This window comes from Bacteroidia bacterium (assembly GCA_019695265.1).
Taxonomy (GTDB): Bacteria; Bacteroidota; Bacteroidia; order JAIBAJ01; family JAIBAJ01; genus JAIBAJ01.
This window is the reverse complement of the sequence record JAIBAJ010000061.1, coordinates 1-21,780: the sequence shown is the minus strand read 5'-3', so window position 1 is coordinate 21,780 and position 21,780 is coordinate 1. Positions and strand designations below refer to the sequence as shown.

16 protein-coding genes are annotated in these 21,780 nt (G+C 37.5%); 6 read left to right on the top strand and 10 right to left on the bottom strand.

Annotation, left to right across the window (positions count from 1 at the left end):
• The 7 genes from K1X82_09855 to K1X82_09825 form a co-directional block, all read right to left on the bottom strand.
• Positions 1–881: hypothetical protein (locus K1X82_09855; protein MBX7182405.1), on the bottom strand; the 881-nt coding region annotated here is incomplete at its 3' end.
• A 141-nt stretch (positions 882–1,022) separates the two neighbouring features.
• The gene (locus tag K1X82_09850) at positions 1,023–1,295 is read right to left on the bottom strand and encodes an HU family DNA-binding protein (protein MBX7182404.1); all 273 of its coding nucleotides are present in this window, start codon (positions 1,293–1,295) and stop codon (positions 1,023–1,025) included.
• 213 nt (positions 1,296–1,508) lie between these two features.
• Positions 1,509–2,255: a capsular biosynthesis protein gene (locus K1X82_09845; protein ID MBX7182403.1), complete on the bottom strand. Its 747-nt coding sequence runs from the start codon at positions 2,253–2,255 to the stop codon at positions 1,509–1,511.
• A 149-nt stretch (positions 2,256–2,404) separates the two neighbouring features.
• A complete protein-coding gene (locus tag K1X82_09840; GenBank protein MBX7182402.1) occupies positions 2,405–3,058 on the bottom strand; it encodes an ABC transporter ATP-binding protein in 654 nt (217 codons plus the stop codon).
• A gap of 131 nt (positions 3,059–3,189) precedes the next feature.
• Complete coding sequence (locus K1X82_09835) at positions 3,190–4,395, bottom strand: sterol desaturase family protein (protein MBX7182401.1); 1,206 nt, start codon at positions 4,393–4,395, stop codon at positions 3,190–3,192.
• A gap of 11 nt (positions 4,396–4,406) precedes the next feature.
• The gene (locus K1X82_09830; GenBank protein MBX7182400.1) at positions 4,407–4,736 is read right to left on the bottom strand and encodes a heavy-metal-associated domain-containing protein; all 330 of its coding nucleotides are present in this window, start codon (positions 4,734–4,736) and stop codon (positions 4,407–4,409) included.
• A gap of 60 nt (positions 4,737–4,796) precedes the next feature.
• Positions 4,797–5,627: a hypothetical protein gene (locus K1X82_09825; GenBank protein MBX7182399.1), complete on the bottom strand. Its 831-nt coding sequence runs from the start codon at positions 5,625–5,627 to the stop codon at positions 4,797–4,799.
• 171 nt (positions 5,628–5,798) lie between these two features.
• On the opposite strand from K1X82_09825, the gene recG reads away from it, so the two are divergent.
• The 3 genes from recG (at position 5,799) to K1X82_09810 (ending at position 11,491) form a co-directional block, all read left to right on the top strand.
• Positions 5,799–7,886, top strand: a complete 2,088-nt coding sequence (gene recG / locus K1X82_09820) for an ATP-dependent DNA helicase RecG (GenBank protein MBX7182398.1) — start codon at positions 5,799–5,801, stop codon at positions 7,884–7,886.
• A gap of 275 nt (positions 7,887–8,161) precedes the next feature.
• A complete protein-coding gene (locus tag K1X82_09815; protein MBX7182397.1) occupies positions 8,162–9,562 on the top strand; it encodes a T9SS type A sorting domain-containing protein in 1,401 nt (466 codons plus the stop codon).
• A gap of 51 nt (positions 9,563–9,613) precedes the next feature.
• The gene (locus K1X82_09810) at positions 9,614–11,491 is read left to right on the top strand and encodes a T9SS type A sorting domain-containing protein (GenBank protein MBX7182396.1); all 1,878 of its coding nucleotides are present in this window, start codon (positions 9,614–9,616) and stop codon (positions 11,489–11,491) included.
• Between the two features lie 9 nt (positions 11,492–11,500).
• Here the strand turns inward: K1X82_09810 and K1X82_09805 are convergent, their stop codons facing one another.
• The gene (locus tag K1X82_09805; GenBank protein MBX7182395.1) at positions 11,501–12,754 is read right to left on the bottom strand and encodes an asparagine synthetase B; all 1,254 of its coding nucleotides are present in this window, start codon (positions 12,752–12,754) and stop codon (positions 11,501–11,503) included.
• Positions 12,755–12,937: 183 nt separating this feature from the next.
• Between K1X82_09805 and K1X82_09800 the strand changes: the two genes are divergently transcribed.
• Positions 12,938–15,271, top strand: coding sequence for a TonB-dependent receptor (locus K1X82_09800; GenBank protein MBX7182394.1), 2,334 nt, complete (start codon positions 12,938–12,940; stop codon positions 15,269–15,271).
• A 4-nt stretch (positions 15,272–15,275) separates the two neighbouring features.
• Positions 15,276–16,109: a DUF4249 domain-containing protein gene (locus K1X82_09795; GenBank protein ID MBX7182393.1), complete on the top strand. Its 834-nt coding sequence runs from the start codon at positions 15,276–15,278 to the stop codon at positions 16,107–16,109.
• Positions 16,110–16,596: 487 nt separating this feature from the next.
• On the opposite strand, the gene mfd is transcribed toward K1X82_09795, so the two are convergent.
• Together mfd and K1X82_09785 are read right to left on the bottom strand one after the other, a co-directional pair.
• Positions 16,597–20,019: a transcription-repair coupling factor gene (gene mfd / locus K1X82_09790; GenBank protein MBX7182392.1), complete on the bottom strand. Its 3,423-nt coding sequence runs from the start codon at positions 20,017–20,019 to the stop codon at positions 16,597–16,599.
• A gap of 72 nt (positions 20,020–20,091) precedes the next feature.
• Positions 20,092–20,754 carry a CBS domain-containing protein gene (locus K1X82_09785; protein MBX7182391.1) on the bottom strand — a complete coding sequence of 221 codons (663 nt, stop codon included), beginning with the start codon at positions 20,752–20,754 and terminating at the stop codon, positions 20,092–20,094.
• 181 nt (positions 20,755–20,935) lie between these two features.
• Here K1X82_09785 and K1X82_09780 point away from each other — a divergent pair.
• A partial coding sequence (locus tag K1X82_09780) for a hypothetical protein (GenBank protein ID MBX7182390.1) occupies positions 20,936–21,780 on the top strand: 845 nt, incomplete at its 3' end.

The following is a 21,780-nucleotide window of genomic DNA, read 5'->3' as shown; positions in this document are numbered from 1 at the left end:
ATATTGTCGGCGTAGATTTGAACATTGTATTGACCTTTAGCAAAATTGTCTGATTTATTGTAGTAAATACAGATGTCCATTTGAGAGTTTTCGTACATAATCTCCTTTTTAACACTGTATTGTTTTTTCTCGCCGTTCACTTCAATTTCGTCGGTAGCGTCTTTAGATAGAACTTTTCCATCCGGAGCTTCGATTCGTACATACAAATCTTTGTTACCTGCTTTAGCGATTTTGTTTTCACTTAGGGTGAAGCACACTTTAATTTTATCAACGCGTTTAGCTTTGTTGGTTACTTTTTCTTTGTCACCTTTCACTGGGTCGGCTTTAATTCCGTAGGCTTTTAGCAAGGAGCCCAAATTTACTTTACCGGTAAGGGTTGAATTTTCAGAAGTGAGTTGATTATTTACTTGTTTTTGTTGTTCAACCTCACCTTTTACTTTGGAATTCTCGTCTTTAAGTCCTTGGTTTTCAGTTTTGAGGGCTGCAATTTGTGCTTCAAGTTCAGAATACCTGGTTTTCATACCTTCCAGTTCTTTTTTAAACTTGGCAACTTTTACGCCATCTCCGGAGGCTTTCAGGCGATCTACTTGTTCTTGCAGTGCTAAAACTTTATCTTTTTCTGCTTGAAGTTCGGTGCTTAAACTTCCGTTTTCTTTTTCCATAGCATCGTATTTCCCAAGAAGAACGGTTAATTCGGAGCGTAGAGAATCTTTTTCGAGTGCTAAAGTGTTTCTTTCAAAAGTTACTTGAGCGGTTTGTTGCTTTTGAGTAAAAAGAAGAAAACCTAGAACACCGGAGATTAGGAAGAATAAAATGGAAAGAATCAGGAATATCAGACTGCTTTTGGATTTTTTTTCTTCTGGTAGTGGGGTATTTTCCATGCTTGGTTGAAGTGATTTAATTCGGGCGCAAATTTAAGTTTATTTAAACAACTTTGTCAATAATTTATTAAAATCATTCGGTTAAAAAAACAAAGCCCGGGATGTTTTCCCAGGCTTTATCATTTTCGTCAAAATAAAAGACTATTTTACTTTGTCAGAAAGTTCTGCACCGGCTTTAAAACGTACTACTTTTTTAGCAGCGATTTTAATTTCTTTACCAGTTTGTGGGTTGCGGCCTTTGCGAGCTGCACGTTTAGAAACTGAGAAAGAACCGAATCCAACTAGAGCCACACGGTCACCTTTTTTCAAGGCTCCGGTTGTAGCATCAATAAAAGCATCAAGAGCTTTTTTAGAGTCAGCTTTAGAAAGTCCGCTTCCAGCAGCGATAGCATCAACGAGTTCTGCTTTGTTCATTTTGTTGAAATTTTAAAGGTTAAACAAAAATTGTTGAGGCAAATGTATACAGCCACTCATACGTCAAACCAGATTAGTTGGGAAATGTTAATAAAATGGGGGTTTTGTTGAAAAGTGCACCCAAAAGTGCCCCATTTACAAGCATTTCCGAGTTCCGTTTCCTTGAAAGGCCTATCTCTAGCGAATTTTCGCTGAGTTATAATTTGCAAGTTTTCAAAGGGATTTGTTTTTAGCAAGTCCCAATTCCAAAGCTTTTTTTAAATACGGATCGGCAATTCCTCTATTTATAGAGGCAATATGTTTCATGTTGTGTAAGTCGGAGCCTAAAAATTCGAACCAGTTTTTGTCGATGAGTTTTTCGGCGAATTTCTTGGATGGTGGACCATAGTGGCCAACAATAGAAAGTAAATTCAATTGGAATAAAACACCTCGTTCCCGAAGTTCTTCCAAGCGGTCTAATTTGTCTATCCAATACAAATATCTTTCCGGATGCGCTAAAACCGGTGTGTATCCTTTGGTTTGGATTTCAAAAACGGTAGCATCCAATCCATCCGGAGGGTTCATGAAAGACAACTCGAACAATAAATAGTTTTTATCAAAGCTGAGTAAATTTCCCTTTTTCAATTTATCGCTAAATTCTGCATCCAAATAGTATTCTGCTGCGGCATCAATAGGATAATTCATATTTCTTTTAGCCAACTCCTCCCGAACAAGGTCGAGTTTTGGGAGTATGGTTTCCGGGCTGTTTCTATAAAAATCGCCCATAATATGTGGTGTAGTAATAAACCTTTGGTACCCAAGTTTGGATAGTTCGGAGATTAGTTGAATGCTATCCTCCAGGGTTTGGGCCCCGTCATCAATTCCGGGTAATAAATGAGAGTGAACATCGGTGCACAATTGACCCAAATCGGCCGGGGTTAAATCCGGTTTTTGAAAAATACGTTTTATAAATTCCAACATAGCTACCTACAAAGGTATGTTTTCTTTTTTAGTCAACCTTTTTTTGGGGATAATTCTCTAGGAAATCCTCACTTCATATAAGGTACAGTAGACAAAAAATGAAATTGAAGTAAAATATACCAATTGTAAGTTGTTTAAGCTAGCAGGCATTACTGAATAAACTGTCCATCTTTCATGGTCAATTTTCGATCGGCAAGGTTGGCCAGACTTTCGTTGTGGGTAACTACTACGATGGTTTGGTTGGCATGCTTTTTTAATTGAACAAAAAGTTGGTGAAGCTCCTCGGCATTTTTTCCATCCAAGTTGCCCGAAGGTTCATCGGCGAATAAAATTCCAGGTTTGTTAATAAGCGCTCTAGCCACTGCAACCCGCTGCTGTTCACCTCCCGAAAGTTCGGAAGGCTTATGATAAGCCCTCTCCTTTATTCCTAAGAAATCAAGTAATTCAAATGCATCTTTTTCAGATTCTGAAACTGTTTTTCCTGCAATAAAGGCCGGAATACAAATGTTTTCCAACGCAGTGAATTCAGGAAGTAATTGATGAAATTGAAAGACGAACCCGATGTTTTGATTTCTAAATCGAGATAGCTTTTTGTCATTTAGTTCTAATACCTTGGTTTGGTCTAACATTAATTCCCCACTATCTGGTTTGTCGAGGGTGCCTAAAATTTGTAATAAGGTTGATTTTCCTGCTCCGGAAGGACCAACAATGCTTACCAATTCGCCTTTGTTTGCATAAAAATCAACACCCTTCAAAACTTGAAGAGATCCATAAGTTTTAATGATTGATTTGGCTTGTATCAAGGTGTGCAAATATGGTAAAACCATTGAAACGCCAAAGTATTAGCTGATTTATTTATTACCAAAATACTACCTTGATCAAAACCTTTGACTGGATGGATGTTGGCCTGAATGGTGGTTTCCAAGCTAAGACTTCATTTTTTTTGAAAACCAAATGCAATCAACATAAGCCATACCAGGGAGAATCCTACACAAATCCAGGTTGAAATAGCCCATGCAGAAGGTATCCGAATGATGAACAACAGAATCGGTAAGGTCATCAGTCGAATGAATTCCAACCAATAGATTTCTTTGCTTTTTTCGAAGAGCATACCTATAACTGAAACAGTAAAAAGAATGTAAAATGCCACCAAAATGCTTTTCCATCCTACCAGGCTTTGGCCGGCAACAGATAGGTAATACATGGATATTACTACCAGCAGGGCAAATTGAAATAGAAGATAGGGTTTGAGTTGGTAAGGATAAGGGAAGTCGAATTTTGTGGATAAATTAACCGGTGAAGAGTTGGATTTATTTTCGGTTTGAATGGGGGTCCAACCCGGTGGTTTAAACCATAGTAGGACTTTGTCTTTTAATCGTTTCAATTTTTTGCTTTCATTCCACAATTCGAGGTAATAATGAAAATTAGCCCAGCTAGGATTCCAGGAGTTTACCGGATGGGTAATGCCGTAAATTACTTCCTCCTTTTCTTCCATAAAGGTTCCAAAAAGCCGATCATAGATTATAAAAACACCTCCATAATTTTTATCAATATACTGGGGGTTTTTGCCATGATGTACCCGGTGATGACTGGGTGTGTTTAGAAACCATTCCAAAAATCCCAGTTTAGGGACGAATCGAGTATGAATCCAAAATTGAAAAAGAATGTCAATGCCTGAAATAATAATCAAAAGCTTAGGACTAAAACCCAACCAGGCAATTGGTAGGAACATGGCAAAAGTCATCATGCTAAAGAACCAAGGTTGACGAAGTGCTACAGTCAGGTTATATTCTTCGCTGCTGTGGTGAACAATATGTCCACCCCAACCTAGGTTAACTTCATGGCCAAACCGATGTGCCCAATAGAAGATAAAGTCAAAAAGTAGTAGCAGGGCTATACCGGTAAGAATATTGGAAGGAATGGTGGTAATCCGATACTGATATACAAAATCATAAAGCACAAGCATGCCTGCTTTTGAAAAGACTGAAATTACTTGTTCTCCAATGCCAATGCTTAAATTAGCAATCGAATCATTTAAACGAAAACTGTCTTTTTTGTTTTTGATGACAGACACCAACAGCTCAAAAAAAATAAATAGTAGAAAAACAGGAATAGCATAAACAATGTAATTGGGATTCATTGCCAAAAATGTTAGTGCCCTTTTTGGCAGCAAGTAGGTAAACTTTGGTATGCTTTAGTATCGGCTTTTACAGAATCGGCATCATATCCAGCAAGGGATATAGCTTTTCTTAGAATTTGCGGGTTTGTTTTATCAGCATTGTAAGTAATTGTTACAATAGCATTTTTTAAGTTTACCTGAGCTTGTTTAACACCTTTTTCGTAGGCTAATGCTTTTTCAATTCTCTCCTTGCATTCGTCGCATTTTGCAGAAGTTTGAATTTCTACCGTGACCGTTTTTTGGGTTTGTGCAAAGGAATTTATACCTACGAATAAGAAAAGAAATGATAAGAGTTTATACATGACTTAGATTTTAGCAAATGTATAAATCAGATTAAGGATAGGTTGCCATCTTAACGAACTTTAAGCCCCAACCATCCCGCTTCGTACTTCTTTAATTTTTAAGGTAACAGATTCGAGTAGTTTTTCATCAACCTGAATGTTGTCTCCATTTTGGATTGCTAGTTTACCTTCTGCCAGAATTTTTTTAATGCTGATAAGGTCTAGCATTACTACGTTTACGGCATTGTCTGATTTGAATTGGTCCATGGCTTTGATTATCTTTTCCAAGGATGCTTCTTGTTCAGCAATTTTGAGTGCGATATCGGCATTGACACCTTTGTCTTTAGCCATGTTGCATGCCAAATGCATACTTTCAACCCAACCTCCGGCCATCATAAGCATAAAGGTTCCATAACGGTTGTTTTCTTTTAAAAATTTACTGGAAGTAGCATAGGTTTCGGTAATAATACCTAACAAGGAGTCACGTTTATCTATGTTGGCTTCAATACGATCGAAAACAGTTTTGTCAAAAGCTGTGGTTAGACCTAAATCATCTGAAAGTTTGCGACAATTATTCAGGAAAAACATGGTTTCCTGGTTTTGTTTGAATAAAGTTGAATAACCAACATCTGCACAGTATACTCCAAGGTTTAATGCCTTTGCTGCACTGGTTGAGTATTTGTCTACATTTTTTATGTTATTCGGTAGCGACTGGTTGTATTTTGCCCCGGATTGTTTGATTAGAATTGCCATTTCAATTGGAGAAGGCAGTTGCTCTGTAACAACGGGTGCACTGGCATTAGCAGTGTCTTCGGCTGTGATTTCTCCTTTTTCTTGTTGGTTGGAATTGCAGGAAAATAGCAATAGGCCTGATAAGCTGATGCTAAGGCCAAAAAGCAAATCTTTTTTCATGTTCATGGTGAGGCAAAATTCAGTCCTTAAATTGAATTTTACAAGGAATTGTTACAAACTTTTACAATAAAGCTTGTCGATAAAGGTGGTGGTTGAAAATTTTTCCTTTTTTCCCTAAAAAAGCAATTGAATTTTATCTTGGTTTGTAAACTGTTAAGGAGAAATAAGCTGATGCTGGAAATACCGGTAGAATATGTTAAAGGGGTAGGTTCTGACCGTGCCAAGTTGCTTCAATCGGAGTTGGGGATAAGCACTGTTCAGGATTTATTGTATCATTTTCCATTCAGGTATGTAGATAGGACAAGGTTTTATTTGGTTAGTGAGGCAGGGAGTTTGGAACAATCGATCCAGTTAAAAGGTCGGTTGAGGAATATTCGCACGACTGGTGGCCGAAAGGAGCGATTAGAAGCAGAATTTTATGATCAAAGTGGTTCGTTGGAGTTGGTTTGGTTTGCCGGAATTAAGTGGGTAAAACCTTTACTCGTTCAAGGGATGGAGTATGTTGTATTTGGAAAGCCTGGTCTTTTTAATAAAAAGCTTCAGATTTCACATCCGGAAATACAAACAGTTGACGATTTTGAGGCCCAGCCCGGTTCTTTTCAACCCGTTTATACCAGCACGGAAAAATTAAAGTCTAAATTTTTGGATAGCAAAGGTTTGAGTAAATTAGTTCAAAATGCACTCAAACAATTCCATCGTCAAATTCCGGAAACATTGACCATGGATTTAATGTACGCCGCTAACTTGATTTCTTTATCGGAGGCCTTAGTAAATGTTCATGTGCCAAAAGATTCCACAAGTTTGAGCAGGGCCATTTACCGATTGAAGTTTGAAGAGTTGTTTTTTATACAGTTGTTTTTATGCAGGCAAAATCTTTTAAATAAAAAGGAATACAAAGGTTTTGTTTTTCAGAAGGTTGGACAATCATTTAATGATTTTTATAACCATTATTTGCCATTCCCACTAACGAATGCTCAAAAAAGGGTGATTAAGGAAATAAGACATGATATTGGTAGTGGGAAGCAAATGAATCGCTTATTGCAAGGAGATGTAGGAAGTGGAAAAACGGTGGTAGCTTTAATGAGTATGTTGATTGCCAAGGACAATGGTTTTCAAAGTTGTTTGATGGCACCCACCGAAATATTGGCCAAACAGCATTTTTTAACCTTACGGGATTTATTACAGGACATGCCAGTTCATATTGCCTTGCTTACCGGTAGTACCAAAAAGAAGGATAGAAACCAACTACACCAGGATTTACAGTCGGGGCTAATTGATATTTTAATTGGTACTCATGCCTTAATTGAGGACGAGGTAAAATTTGCCAACCTTGGTTTTGTTGTTATTGATGAGCAGCATCGGTTTGGTGTTGCACAACGGGCAAAATTGTGGAAGAAAAATATATCTCCACCGCATGTATTGATTATGTCGGCCACTCCAATTCCGCGCACTTTGGCTTTAACTTTATATGGAGACCTGGATGTATCGGTAATTGATGAGCTTCCTCCTGGCAGAAAACCAATACAAACTATACATTATTATGAAGAAAAGCGATTAAGGTTGTTTGGCTTTTTGAAGGAACAAATACATCTGGGCAGGCAAGTTTATATAGTTTATCCATTGATAGAGGAAAGTGAAACTTTGGATTTAAATAATCTGATGGAAGGGTTTGAAGCTATTCAAAGGGCATTTCCTCCTCCACAATATAGGGTGGGAATAGTTCATGGCAGGCAGGCTGCGGCTGATAAGGACTTTGAAATGCAACGATTTCAAAAAGGAGAAACCAATATTTTGGTATCTACTACTGTAATTGAAGTTGGGGTAAACGTGCCAAATGCCAGTGTGATGGTGATAGAAAATGCCGAACGGTTTGGATTGTCCCAATTGCATCAATTGCGGGGAAGGGTTGGAAGAGGGGCCGATCAGAGCTATTGTATATTAATGAGTAGTTATAAATTGAGTTCAGAAGGGAAGACCAGGTTAGAAACCATGGTAAGAACCAATGATGGATTTGAAATCGCTGAGGTGGATTTGAAACTAAGAGGGCCAGGAGATATGGGAGGAACCAGGCAAAGTGGTGTTGAAGAATTAAAGATTGCAGATTTGGTGAAGGATAATCAACTCTTATTATTGGTGCGGCAATATGCAGAGAAGGTTTTAAGTTTAGATCCAAATTTAAGTTCCGCTCAGAATGCGATATTATATCAGCGACTAGAGGAATTGCAAAGAGGACGTGTAAGTTGGAAACGAATAAGTTAGAGAACTTACAGAAGGGGCTGTCAATTTTTTTGGGAAAGAAGCAGGATGGTTGGGGTTTAGTCGGGTAGGGATAGAGGCAAGTAGCCCACAGGCACACGCGGCGCTAGCCAAGTGAGCCGAGGACTACAGCCGATAGCCCGACCATGAGCTTGTACCTGCGGAAGGCCAACTGCACAAGGCTTGGAAGCGAATGGGACCCGCCAAATTAATAGGATAAAAATATTTACTTTTTTACTAATTAAAAGAACTACTTTTGGATATTAAAAACTAATGAAATGAAAAAAATTTTACCCTTTATTTTGGGTGTTTTATTCTCCATAACAGGTAGTGCACAGATGTTGCCAACTGTTTTTGTTTATAATTCCAGCAACGATTCCACTTGCGATGGTTATGCCTATTTAACCGATTCAATTTCTTATTCGGATGCTGTTTGGTATGGTCCAAATGTGGTTTTACAAAATGGTGGATATTCGATTTCGAATTTGTGTCCCGGTACTTATTCGGTAACTGTTTCTGATTCAATGGGAACGACTGCCAGTTATAGTTTTACGGTAAGTTCGGGAGGGGCAGGGAATTGCAATGGTTTTTATGCTGTAGTTTCTTCGGAGACCAATGCTACTAATTCCGGATCATGCGATGGTGCTGCTATAATAACTGTTTATGGTGGTACTGCACCCTACACCTATACCTCCACCGGTTTGATAATGCCTAATGGTACACTTGTTAACCTTTGTGTAGGGTCTAATATAGTGACTGTTACTGATGCAAATGGTTGTACAACTAGTGCTCCGGTTACTATTTACAGCAATTCAGACACCTTGAACAACCCCGGAATATATGGAGGTTTGTGGGTAAATCCATCTGATGCTAGTGCAAGTGGTCAATGTGATGGTGGTTTTACCTTGACCATTTTGGATTCCATTTTAGAAGCCAGTATTATTCAGGTTAATGATTATTATGGGAATTTGGTTGCCAGCGGAGTTGGTTCAGCCACTACTTCCAATACCTTGTGTGCAGGTTTATATACATTAACCAGTGTTTCTCCCAATGGAAGTGCATTGTGGAGCAGTAGCTTCATAATTGGTGATGGTACGAATGTTTATGTTGATTCTACTTCCTATTTCAATAACGGAAATCCGGGAGGGAATGATACTATTTACGCTCCGGTTGTTCCGACCTGTACGGTTGTATACGCGCTGATTGATTCCACTAATTTGGGGTCAGTTAATTACCTGGGGCAGGATTCTGTTGCAGTGGAATGGTTGGTTTATGCCAATGGACTTGCCTCAACAGTTACCAGCATTTATCAATTTGATTCTGCCGGTAATTATTTGTTGGTTCTTCAGATTTTCTGTGATTCAACCCGGGCGGTTGAAACATTTAAATCCTATGCCTGGGCTTATTTAGATCCCTCCGGTACTATTGGAATTGAGCCCATTTTAAGTAATGATAGAATACGATTGTTCCCAAATCCGGTTTCTTCCCAATTGAATGTTGATTTGGAATCGGAAAAGTGGAATAAATTGACTATCAGTACTTTGTTAGGTCAGGAATTAGTTTCGGTTAGGAATAGTTTTAATCAAAAGGTAGTTGAGATAAATGTTGAAAGTTTGAGCAGTGGGGTTTATTACCTTAGCACTGATTCCGGCATAATTAGGAAATTGATTAAAGAATAGGATTGTTAATCTTTTAGTAAGGAGCCCTTTGAAAGGGCTCTTTTCTTTTCTATGAAAAAGATCTTTTTAACTTTTTTCCTGATTTGTGCAGGACTAATTAGAACTGCAAAAGCAGATCTTCCACCCCCACCCCCGGATCCTTTCATAATAACCAATGTTAGTACTTATGGGGTTTGTGATGGAGGGGCAGTGTTTACGGATTCATTGTTTTATACCCCAATTTCTTGGCATTCTTCCTTGGATAGTTCAATGGTTCAATTGGGCGGTAGGTTTCTAAGTGGTTTATGTGCAGGAAAATACTATTTGTATTGCCAGCATATCGATGGTTCGTTTCAATATTTAGTCTTTTGGGTCTGCTATCCAATGAGTATAACTGAAACATCCAATGTTTTTTCAACCCATCCCGATTCTTGCAATGGTTCCGTTGGGGTGGAGGTGCAAGGGGTGGTTTCGCCTACAGAAGTACAATGGAATAGCACAATTCAACAGATAGTGCCATTTTTTTTAGATACTCAATTTGTAGGACTTTGTCCGGGAAATTATAGCTTAACTGTTTATGATGTTTTGGGGTGCAATGTGAGCCGGGATTTTGAGATTATGGTTGATCCATGTTATGATTTTGCTATTACTCAACTTGCTTTTAATGGACAACTTAATCAAGGGATATGTGATGGCTCTGTTCTTTTTACATTGGAAGGAGGAACCTTGCCGTATTCTTATTTTATGCAGGATACAATTCCTATTAGTAACTCCGTGGAAGGTTTATGCCAAGGTTCCTATGAATTAATAGGGATTGATTCGAATGGATGTACGGTAAGGGATACAGTTGATATTAATCTAATTTGCACCGGATTTTCAGGTGAGCTGATTCAACGAAGTGATGAAAGTTTTCCAGGGACTTGTAATGGTTTAGTTCAATTTCAGTCGATTGGGGGAATGGGCAGTGTTGGAGTTTGGTTTAATGATACCGTAGTGAATTCGACTTCTCTAAATGGTTTATGTAACGGGAATTATTCTTTGCAATTTGTTGATTCAATTGGTTGCAGAGATACTTTATATTTTACCATAGGGTTGGAATCGAGTTTGGGATTGCTTGCTGTGCCAACAGATATTCAACTAGCCGGCCAATGTGATGGTCAAGTTGTTTTTACCATTTATTCAGATACCAGCGAAATTGATACCATTTTCGTTGAATCTGGTTCAGGAAATTTATTTTTTGTTGATAGTAGTTTAGAATTATCTAATCTTTGTCCGGGCGAATATTATGCATGGATAATAAGCCAGGCGAATGATACTGCATTTGCTTCCTTTATTATAGCGGATACTAACCATATTTATATTGATTCTTCCGCTTATAATCAATTTCCCGATTCATTGGTTTTGGATACTTTGTTTTCAGGGATAACCAATAATTGCCAGATTTTATCCTTGGAAATTGATTCAGTTCGCCTAATTAACTATCAATCAACCTCACCTGATAGTATTTCAACAGCCTGGGTTATTTATGATGGATCTGATTCTGTTTTGGCATATCAAGCATATTGGATAAATGGTGAGGGAGTTTATGAGCTGGTTTTACAGGTATTTTGTGATTCAACCCGTGCAAATACCATTTCAAAGTTCTACTCAAGAATTGATTTACGGAATGGAATAATTACAGATGCCACCATTGCAACCAACTCTATAAACTCGTCTGATTTTCTGATTTTCCCTAATCCATTCGATGATCGAGTTTCGATTTTGGGAAAACTAACAAAGGGTGTTAAGGTTGAATTACTAAATGAATTTGGACAGCGGGTATTAGATTATAGGGTAGGCCAGGAACAGGGAGTTCAGGAATTCAGTACAAAAGGAATAACTCCGGGTTTTTACACCTTAGTAATAAGGGATGGCGGTATAATAAGTTCAAAAAAGCTAGTCAAATATTAAAAGATAGGATTAGGTTTTTTGTTTCTTCTTTTTGGCAGCCGGAAAAAGGATATTGTTGAGAATTAGGCGGTAACCGGGAGAATTTGGATGGAGGTTTAAATCGGTAGGCGGATCACCAACCATGTGCTGATAATCTTCGGGGTCGTGGCCACCATAAAAAGTCCAGGTTCCTTTACCAAATTCTCCATGAATGTACCGTGCCTCATTGGCTGCTTTATTATCGCCTAACACAAGAACCTCTGTTTTGAGGTATTTTTTATTGAATGCTGTAGTTTGCCCCATGAAGCCTTTGATAATTTGTTCATGGTTTTGGCAAAGCATGGTAGGTACAGGATCCCATTTAGCGGAGAATTCGAACAAGGTGAAGAAGTCGCTATTCTTGGGAACATTTCTGGTTTCGGTGGCATCAATAGTGCTGTATTCGTATTGATAGGGATCTTTTACGAGTTTGAAATCCTTAAAAGCAAAGGTGTTTGAAAAGTTAAGTTTTGGGTCAGGATTTGGATCTGCAGGGTCTCCATCGAACATACTTTCACAAATATCAACCCCTGCAGCACTGAGAGCAATATCGTAACTGTCGGTTGCTGAGCACATGGTAAAGAGAAAACCGCCGCCCGCAGTAAAGTCTCTGATTTTTTGAGCTACGCCTAGTTTTAACTGACTTACTTTAGTGAAACCAAGGCTTTTGGCCATCTGCTCGGTTGCTCTTACCTGTTCAATATACCAAGGTGCATTTCGATATTGGGAGTAAAATTTACCATATTGTCCGGTAAAATCTTCGTGGTGAAGATGAAGCCAATCGTATAAAGGTAATTTGCCCGTAATAATTTCTTCATCATAAATGATATCGTAAGGTACTTCGGCATAGGTTAAAACAAGCGTTACTGCATCATCCCAAGGTTGTTTGTTTTTAGGGGAATAAACAGCAATTTTAGGTGGCTTTTCAAGTTTTGCCACATCCATATTTAATTGAGGATCTGATATCTCCTGAAGAATAGCCGTCGATTGAACGTCGGCAATAACCTCATAACTAACACCTCTGATTCGGCATTCATTTTCTAATTCTTTAAAGTGTTTGAACATAAAGCTACCACCCCGGTAATTAAGAAGCCAATCAACTTCCACATCATTTTTTAGCACCCAGTATGCAATACCGTATGCTTTTAAGTGGTTTTTCTGAGTTTGATCCATTGGGATCAGAATATAGGAACACCTGGCCGAAAAAGCCAAAAGAAGGAGAGGTAAAAGGAAAAGCCTAAGCATAATTATTAAGGCAAATATCGTGAAAGATAGCAGAACCAGGAAAAAGAAGCAGTAAATTCACAAAAATTAGTTCTTTATTCCCAAAATATCTTAAAACGGATTAAATTGACAACGAAACCTTCTTTTCGGTGGTCTGAATTGAATTGACCAAGGAACTAGTACTTTACCTTTGTCCATCTTAAAATGATGAAAAAAGGACAATTATGTTTGGTGTTGCTACTCTTGCTGATTATACCGGCAGAGATCCTGGCTCAACAGCTATTTACCTTGAGTGGAACCATAAAAGATTCCAAGTCAGGGGAGGAATTAATAGGAGCTAATGTGTATGTGAAGTCTAATCCTACCAATGGTACAACTACCAATTCTTATGGATTTTACTCTTTGACCTTGCCATCCGGGAAATATGAGATTGCAATTCAGTATATAGGTTACCAAACAGTTGTAAAGGAAGTTGATTTAGTATCTAATGTAAAGTTAGATTTTGAAATTGTATTATCATCCCAGGTTTTAAAGGAAGTTGAAGTAAAGGCTGAAAAGGAGAATGCCAATGTTACATCAGCACAAATGGGTGTTACAAAAATTGATATTAATGAGATTAAGAATATTCCTGTAATATTTGGTGAGCGGGATGTATTGAAAACAATATCCTTACTTCCCGGAATAAAATCAGCAGGAGAGGGAAATGCCGGTTTTTATGTAAGGGGTGGTGGAACCGATCAAAACTTAATTTTATTGGATGAAGCCCCTGTTTATAATGCAAGTCATTTATTAGGCTTTTTTTCTGTTTTTAATTCGGACGCTATAAAAGATTTAACCTTGTATAAGGGTAATATGCCTGCAGAGTACGGTGGTAGGTTAAGTTCTGTTGTAGATATCCGGATGAAGGAAGGAAATTTAAAAAAGTATATAGTCACCGGAGGAATAGGGTTAATTGCCTCCCGATTAACCATAGAAGGACCCATCGTTAAAGATAAAGGTTCTTTTATTGTTTCCGGTAGAAGAACCTATGCAGACTTATTTTTAAAGCTATCCAAAGATGAGGCTCAGCGAAATACCAAGCTTTATTTTTACGATTTAAATGCCAAGGCCAATTATAAAATTGGAGCCAATGATCGGATTTTTCTTTCAGGTTATTTTGGTAGAGACAACTTCTCCTTCAATAACTTGTTTGGAATAGATTATGGTAATGCAACCGCCTCGGCCCGATGGAACCATGTTTTCAATAGCAAATGGTTTTCTAATACCACCTTCATTTACAGTAATTACAGTTATAAAATAAAATTATCCTTAGGAGAAAGTAATATAGATATTGTGAGCAAAATTCAAGATTGGAATTTGAAGGAGGATATTCAGTATTACTATAATAACCGCAATACATTTAAGGTCGGATTTCAAAGTATATATCACACCTTTGTTCCCGGTATAATTCAGGCCGACGATAGCAGTGGTTTTGTAAGTAAAAGTTTCCCAAAGAAGTTTGCATGGGAGAATGCAGTTTACCTGCAACATGAGAAGGAGTTTGGTTCTATTTTTAAAGTAAATTACGGTCTGCGTTTGTCAACTTTTAGTTTGTTGGGGCCTGATGTGTTTTATAGTTTTGATCAAGATGCTTACGTCACCGATTCGAGCGTAATAGGAAAGGGTGGGTTTTATAAAACTTACCTAAGACTGGAGCCAAGAATTACCGCCAACTATATTTTGTCTGAGAATCATTCAATTAAAGCATCCTATTCAAGAAATATTCAGAATCTGCATTTGTTGAGCAATAGCACTGTTTCATCACCAACAGACCGGTGGATCCCGAGCAGTAATAATGTATTACCCGAAACAGCCGATCAAATTGCCTTAGGATATTTTTCCAATTTTTTGAAGAACCAATTCGAAGCAAGTGTAGAAGTGTATTATAAATGGCTGGGTAACCAGGTCGATTATAAAAACAATGCCGAATTAAGAGGGAATCAGTTTGTTGAGGCAGATTTGTTAAGAGGCAAAGGTCGGGCTTATGGACTAGAATTTTATGTTAAGAGAAAGGTTGGAAAATTATCAGGTTGGGTAAGTTATACCTTAAGCAGAACAGAACGATCATTTGAAGGTATTGATAATGGAAGATGGTTTGCCGCTAAGCAAGATAGGACCCATGACCTAAGTATCGTTGGAATGTGGCAATTTCATCCCAAATGGGTGCTTTCTGCAACATTTGTTTACTATACCGGCAATGCTGTTACCTTCCCAAGTGGAAAGTATGAGGTGAATGGTCAAATTGTTGAACATTATACAGAACGCAATGGTTACCGGATGCCTGCCTATCATCGGTTAGATCTAGGGTTAACATGGAATAGAAAAATGACCGAAAAACGTGAATCCTCTTGGAATTTAAGCATTTACAATGTTTACATGCGTGAAAATGCTTTTCAAATAAATTTCGAACAAGATCCAAATGACCCTTCCAGAACCAGGGCAATGCAGTTGTCTCTATTCAAAATTGTTCCAACGATTTCTTATAATTTTAAATTTTAAAGAAATGATAAAACCAATCGGATTCAAATTATCGGCTTTCATTTTTTTAAGTCTTTTTTTTATTGGCTGCCAAAAGGAAATTCAATTAGATTTAAGGGAAGCCGCCACGCAGTATGTGCTTGAAGGAAGTTTAGATGATAGCACCGGATTTAAGTTAAGAATTACCCAAAGCAAACCATTTTATGATGATAATACATTTAACCCTATTTCTTCAGCAGTTGTTGAAGTCTCAGACAATTTGGGTAATGTTTCTTTAATCCCATATGATACCAATGGTTTTTATTTGGACTCCACCATTAAAGCCATTTCAGGCAGAACTTATACGGTTAAAGTGGTCGACAATGGCAAGGAGTTTAAATGTACTTCAATTGCTCAGCCTAAAACGCCAATAAAGAAAGTTACTATCGGTTCATTTAATTTTGGCGGTGGCCCGGATGGCCCCGGTTTAGTTAGGTTTTTACAAGTTTGGTACGATGAACATCCCGGACAAGGAAACCATTATAGGTTGGTTTATAATAATCCCAAAGATTCAGAGTCCTTGTCAAAAATAAATCTGCAAGATGATAGGTTTGGTGATGGTATTGAAACACAAATATTGGTGTTTGGAGGTCGGGAAAAAGGGGATGGTAATTTGGAAATTGGAGATACTGTTTATGTTAGTTTACAAACAATCGACAAGGCTTGTTATGATTATTTTTATACACTGGATCAAATTACAGGTGGCGGTAGGGGCGCTTCTGTTACTCCTTCTGATCCGATTTCGAATTGGGATAATCAGGCCTTGGGCGTTTTTACTTTAGCAACCAGTAGCAGTAAGAGGGTAATTATTGATAAGTAATTAGGGTTTGCCATTTTAGCAAGCAGTAATTTTTAACTGTTTTTTATTTTTTGCGGGCCCCCTCCGCCCAACAATTTTTCTCTAAACTTCCTTACAACCTGCATGGGCGTTCGGGTCACGCTATCGGCTGTAGTCCTCGGCCCACTTGGCTAGCGCCGCGTGGTCCTGTGGGCTACTTGCCTCTATCGTTGCCCGAGGTGCAAACTCCACCTTTCAATTAAAACCTAACTTTTCATGGTATCTATCAACCCCCTGCAAGTGGGAATATTTTTACTCTTCGGCCAATCGCTTTCGTTTAACCTAAATCCTGAATTGGAAATCGTGATGAGGCTTTTAAATACAATAAAGACAGAGGTTTAAGGTTAGTTTTAGGTGAAGAAATAGTGAACTTTTTTGAAGTTGAATATTGTTGTTAAATCCTTGTATTTGAAATAGTTGGAAGCAATAGTAGGATTCTGTTGCAGATTTTGGGTTCAACGGTCCCCAATTACCCGCGCTCCAGGTATTCCAAGGTTTCAATTGCAGATTTTACATTACGGATACCCTCGAAACTCATAGTTAATTTTTCAGTACTTTCTTTCATTTTACCTAATCCCGGATTTTTCTGAATAAATTTTAAAATGGAGCTAAACCTTTCACTTTGATAAAATGGAGAATCCTGTTTAGAAATAAAATAACAAACCATTTTGCCCATTTTTAATACTACTTTTTCCATTCCTAATTTTTGACCTATCCATCGAAGTCGTATGGTATTTAGTAGTTCAATTACCGGAGGTGGAGGAGGGCCAAACCGATCGCTTAGGTTTTTTTGAAAAGAATCTAACTCATGGTCGTTTTTACTATCATCTAATTTTTTGTAGAGTAAAATTCTTTCAGAAATGCTATTTACATAATCATCCGGTAATAATATTTCTAAATCGGTGTCTATTAAAGTGTCTACTTCCCAAGGTAGGTTTCTTCCACCAAAAGCCTGATTTAATCCATGTGACGATTTGCCTTGGATATTTTCAATTTCTGGTTTTAATTCTTGTAGGGCTTCATCAAGGATTTTTTGGTACATCTCAAAACCAATCTCTGAAATAAAACCGCTTTGTTCGGCTCCAAGAATATTTCCTGCTCCTCTAATGTCTAAGTCCCTCATGGCAATGTTAAAACCACTTCCTAAATCGGAGAAATCTTCCAGTGCCTTAAGTCTTCTTCTAGCATCTCCACTAATTAGTGAAGCAGGTAAAGTTAGGAGATAGCAAAAAGCCTTCTTATTGCTTCTCCCAACTCTTCCTCTCATTTGGTGCAAATCGCTTAAACCAAATTTATGGGCATCATTGATAAGAATGGTATTGGCATTGGGAATATCTAAACCGCTTTCAACGATGGTGGTGGAAACAAGAACATCAGCCTCTCCCTCTATAAAGCTTAGCATAATTTCTTCTAGTTTCTCCCCATCTAGTTGTCCATGTCCTACAATTACCCTGGCTCTCGGAACCAATCGTTGAATCATACCGGCCACTTCATAAATATTTTGAACACGGTTATGGATGAAAAAAACCTGCCCGCCTCTGGCTATTTCGTATGAAATGGCATCTCTCACAAGTTCCTCTGAAAAGGTTGAAAGTCTGGTTTCTACCGGGTATCTATTGGGTGGAGGGGTTGCAATAACGCTTAAATCTCTAGCGCCCATTAACGAGAATTGCAGTGTTCTTGGAATTGGTGTCGCAGTAAGTGTTAAGGTGTCTACATTGGTTTTAAGTTGCTTTAATTTTTCTTTCGTAGAAACCCCGAATTTTTGCTCCTCATCAATAATCATTAAGCCCAAGTCCTTGAATTTAACATCCTTACTTACTAAGCGGTGAGTACCAATTAGGATATCAACTTGGCCGGAGGAGGTATTTTCAATTGTCTTCTTCTGTTCAGAACCGGTTTTAAAGCGATTGAGATAGTCAACTTTGATCGGGAAGTCTTTTAACCTTTGTGAGAATGTTTTATAATGTTGGAGTGCAAGAATGGTAGTAGGCACTAAAATGGCAACTTGTTTTCCGTCGCAAGCGGCTTTAAATGCTGCCCTAACAGCCACTTCGGTTTTGCCGAATCCCACATCCCCGCATATAAGCCTATCCATTGGGAACTCTTGCTCCATATCTTTTTTGATATCCAAAGTCGCCTTCAATTGATCCGGAGTATCTTCAAAAATGAAACTTGCTTCCAATTCATTTTGAAGGTAGTTGTCGGAAGAAAACGCAAATCCTTTTTGAGCTTTTCTTTTGGCATAAAGTTGAATGAGGTCTTTCGCAATGTCTTTAACTTTAGCTTTTGTTTTGGCTTTTTGTGTCGCCCAAACCCCGCTTCCTAGTTTATGAACCTTTGGTGGTTCTCCTTCTTTTCCAGAGTATTTCGCTACCCTGTGCAGACTATGAATACTTACGTATAGAATATCATTGTCTCGATAAACTAACCGAATGGCTTCCTGCATTTTGCCATTTACTTCAATCTTTTCCAAACCTGCAAATTTTCCAACTCCATGATCAATATGGGTAACAAAATCTCCGGGTTGTAATCCGGTAAGTTCTTTTAAGGTAAGTGCCTCTTTTGATTTTTTTACTCTTTCTTTTAATCGGAACCGGTGATACCTTTCAAAAATCTGGTGATCTGTATAAATGGCAATCTTTTTTTCTTTTTCCACAAATCCCTCATGGATAATCATTTGCAAAGTGGTAATTACCTCGCTTAAGTCATTGTTCGGAGGGAGTAATGCATCTTTTGCCTGGAGGGTTTTACATATTTTGGGTGAGATGTCTTTAAAAATAGATTTAAGCCTATCTGCCTGTTTTTCAGAATCGCAGCAGATTACATTTAATATTCCTGAATTAAAATTTTCAGCTAAATGTTGACCTAACAATTCAAAGTTTTTTTGAAAAGAGGGCTGGTTAATGGTGGAAAAGCTTAGTTCTAAGGTATAGTTATTATTTAAAAAGGGTTTGAATTCAATTATCGGAAATGATAGGCAATTTTTTAAAAAATCATTTCTGTTTAGAAATCTTTCATGTGGAGGAATTTGATCAATTAGGGTTTGTCCAAGTTCCTGGAATGCCTTTTCAGCTTTTTCATAATTTCTTTCGATCTTAGTTAAGGTATCTTCCATATTTTCTATCCAACATGACAAAGGAGTGCCGGCTGAAATAAAATCTAAAACACTTACTCTGTCTTCTTGGAGAATTTTCCCTTGGATATTTGGTGTTATGGCTATTTTTTCTTGTTCAAGTATGGAAAGTTGAGTAGAAGGGTCAAACATTCTTAAACTTTCAACTTCATCATCAAAAAACTCAATCCGAAATGGAAATTCATTGGCATAAGAGTACACATCAATAATTCCGCCTCTAATTGCAAATTCTCCCGGTACAGCTACATAATCGGTATGGCTAAATCCATACTCATGCAAAACATCGATAATAAAGTCTTGGTTTATTTTTTCATTTTTATGAATTTGTAGGGTATTCGTTTGTAAGGTTTTTTGAGAGACTACTTTTTCAGAAAGTGCTTCCGGGTAGGTAATAATAACAATTGGACTTTTTTCTGTTGAAATATTACTTAGGACTTCAGCTCTTTCAAGGATATTGGCATTGTCAACTTCTTCAATAAAATAAGGCTTTCTTGAGGTTGAAGGGAAGAAATAAATCAAATTCTCCGGCACTAAGGTTTGAAGGTCATTTAGGTAGTAGGCTGCTTTTTCTTGATCGTCAGCAATTATTAAAAAGGAGGAATTAGATTTTAAAAAAGTCGAAGCAATTACAAATGAAATGGAAGAACCAAATAACCCTTGGATACCAATTCTTGAATTCTTGTGGAGTAATTCTTCTTTTAATTTTAGAATTTTTGGATCATTACCGAATAATTCTAGTATTTGTTCTCTTTGCATGGAATCCAATAGAAAAAACCCGGAATCAAAAAAAATAATCCCGGGTAATGTGGTGCGAAAGTAATAGAATGATTAGATATTTAAGAAACGCATGAATTCATCATAGCGGTTTTTTACATCTTCAAAATGACCTTTCTCTTGCACGTAGGTAAGAATTTTGTAATTATATCGCTCGAAAGTTTGAAGAACTCCGGATATTTCAGTACGATTTAGTTTTAAGGTTACTTCCAATTTGGTGGTATCTGTTGATGCGGAAACAAAGCAGCTTAAAATTCTGGTATCATTTCCTTCTACAATTTGTGCAATTTGTGATAAAGAATAATCATTCTGGTTCATTTCAAGAACAATAATTCCACCTGGTTCATTAACTGCTACTAATTGACAAATTTTCTGGATTAAATCAGCCAAAGAAATTAGCCCAAGATACCGATTGCCGGAGTCTAAAACTGGAATTACGGTTAATTTTTGTTCAGAAATCACCTTCATAACCTCATAAATGTGCTGATCATCTTGAACAGAAGGTTTACTGAGATTTGAATGGGCTGTTCCAATTGCTTCTTCAGGTTCATTCAAATCGATAATGTCCGAATCGGAGATCATTCCTAAATACTCACCTCGGTCAACCATTGGCAGGTGAGATACTTTAAATTCTTCCATCCAACCTAAGGCCATAAGTCCATGATCGCCGGGTTTAAGCGATGGAATTACATGTGAAATCAGTTCTTTGGCAAACATAGTTGGAAAATCGAACGCAAGATTACATCAAATGTTTTGCCAAAATCTTAAAATTTCAATAGATTTCTTAAAATTGCACCTTTTTTTTAGCTAAAATTGTTTTTTTTAAGCAGAATTAACTAATTAACCAAACAAAAGCCTATTTTTCGCCCCTTACAGCGGTAGAACATAACAATTGAAAATGAAACGACTTTTTGCCATTTTAAGCCTTATGATTTTGGGATTCTCTATAAGTTCTCAAGCTCAACTCTCTGAAGCAAAGTTCAAAGAGATTTTTGGAAAGGCCGATGGGGCAGTATATGATGGGAACTTCCCAGCAGCATTGCCGTTATTGGAAGAATTATATGAGTCAGATTCTACTAACTCGCATGTTTGTTACCTGTTGGGAGTTACTTATCTAAATACCTTCGGGAAAAGAGATAAGGCAATGGATATGTTGGAAAAGGCTATCAACAATGTTAAAATCGATCATCGGGATGGTGATTCAAAAGATCGTACTGCTCCTGGTTTGGCCTATTATTATTTGGCAAAAGCTTACCATTTAAATTACAAGTTTGACGAAGCCGTTACTAATTATTTTAATTATCGATCTTTTATAAGTATGGATGATTATACACAATACGCTGAAGTAAAAAGGCAAATTGAATCGGCAGAAAATGGTAAAATACTTATGGAATCTCCGGTAAAGGTGAAAATCCAAAATCTGGGTATGGGAATTAATAGCAAATGGGATGATTTTAGTCCTGTTGTTACTGCTGATGGATCAATGTTGATTTTTACCAGCCGCAGACAAGGTAGTACCGGAGGGAAATTAACAAGAGAAGGTAAGTATTATGATGATATTTATGTTACGAAAAATGTGGATGGACGATGGTCATCTCCAAAATCTATAGGTTCAAATATTAATACTGAAGGTCATGAAGCCACCATTGGTTTGTCTGCTGATGGACAAAAATTGTTAGTTTATAAAGACGATAATGGGGATGGTAATATCTACTTCAGTTCTTTAAATGGAGAGAACTGGTC

Coding starts and splice junctions, on each gene's coding strand:
- K1X82_09850 (MBX7182404.1), bottom strand. CDS start 1,295: ATGAACAAAGCAGAACTCGTTGATGCTATCGCTGCTGGAAGCGGACTT.
- K1X82_09845 (MBX7182403.1), bottom strand. CDS start 2,255: ATGTTGGAATTTATAAAACGTATTTTTCAAAAACCGGATTTAACCCCG.
- K1X82_09835 (MBX7182401.1), bottom strand. CDS start 4,395: ATGAATCCCAATTACATTGTTTATGCTATTCCTGTTTTTCTACTATTT.
- K1X82_09830 (MBX7182400.1), bottom strand. CDS start 4,736: ATGTATAAACTCTTATCATTTCTTTTCTTATTCGTAGGTATAAATTCC.
- K1X82_09825 (MBX7182399.1), bottom strand. CDS start 5,627: ATGAAAAAAGATTTGCTTTTTGGCCTTAGCATCAGCTTATCAGGCCTA.
- recG (MBX7182398.1), top strand. CDS start 5,799: ATGCTGGAAATACCGGTAGAATATGTTAAAGGGGTAGGTTCTGACCGT.
- K1X82_09815 (MBX7182397.1), top strand. CDS start 8,162: ATGAAAAAAATTTTACCCTTTATTTTGGGTGTTTTATTCTCCATAACA.
- K1X82_09810 (MBX7182396.1), top strand. CDS start 9,614: ATGAAAAAGATCTTTTTAACTTTTTTCCTGATTTGTGCAGGACTAATT.
- K1X82_09805 (MBX7182395.1), bottom strand. CDS start 12,754: ATGCTTAGGCTTTTCCTTTTACCTCTCCTTCTTTTGGCTTTTTCGGCC.
- K1X82_09800 (MBX7182394.1), top strand. CDS start 12,938: ATGATGAAAAAAGGACAATTATGTTTGGTGTTGCTACTCTTGCTGATT.
- K1X82_09795 (MBX7182393.1), top strand. CDS start 15,276: ATGATAAAACCAATCGGATTCAAATTATCGGCTTTCATTTTTTTAAGT.
- mfd (MBX7182392.1), bottom strand. CDS start 20,019: ATGCAAAGAGAACAAATACTAGAATTATTCGGTAATGATCCAAAAATT.
- K1X82_09785 (MBX7182391.1), bottom strand. CDS start 20,754: ATGTTTGCCAAAGAACTGATTTCACATGTAATTCCATCGCTTAAACCC.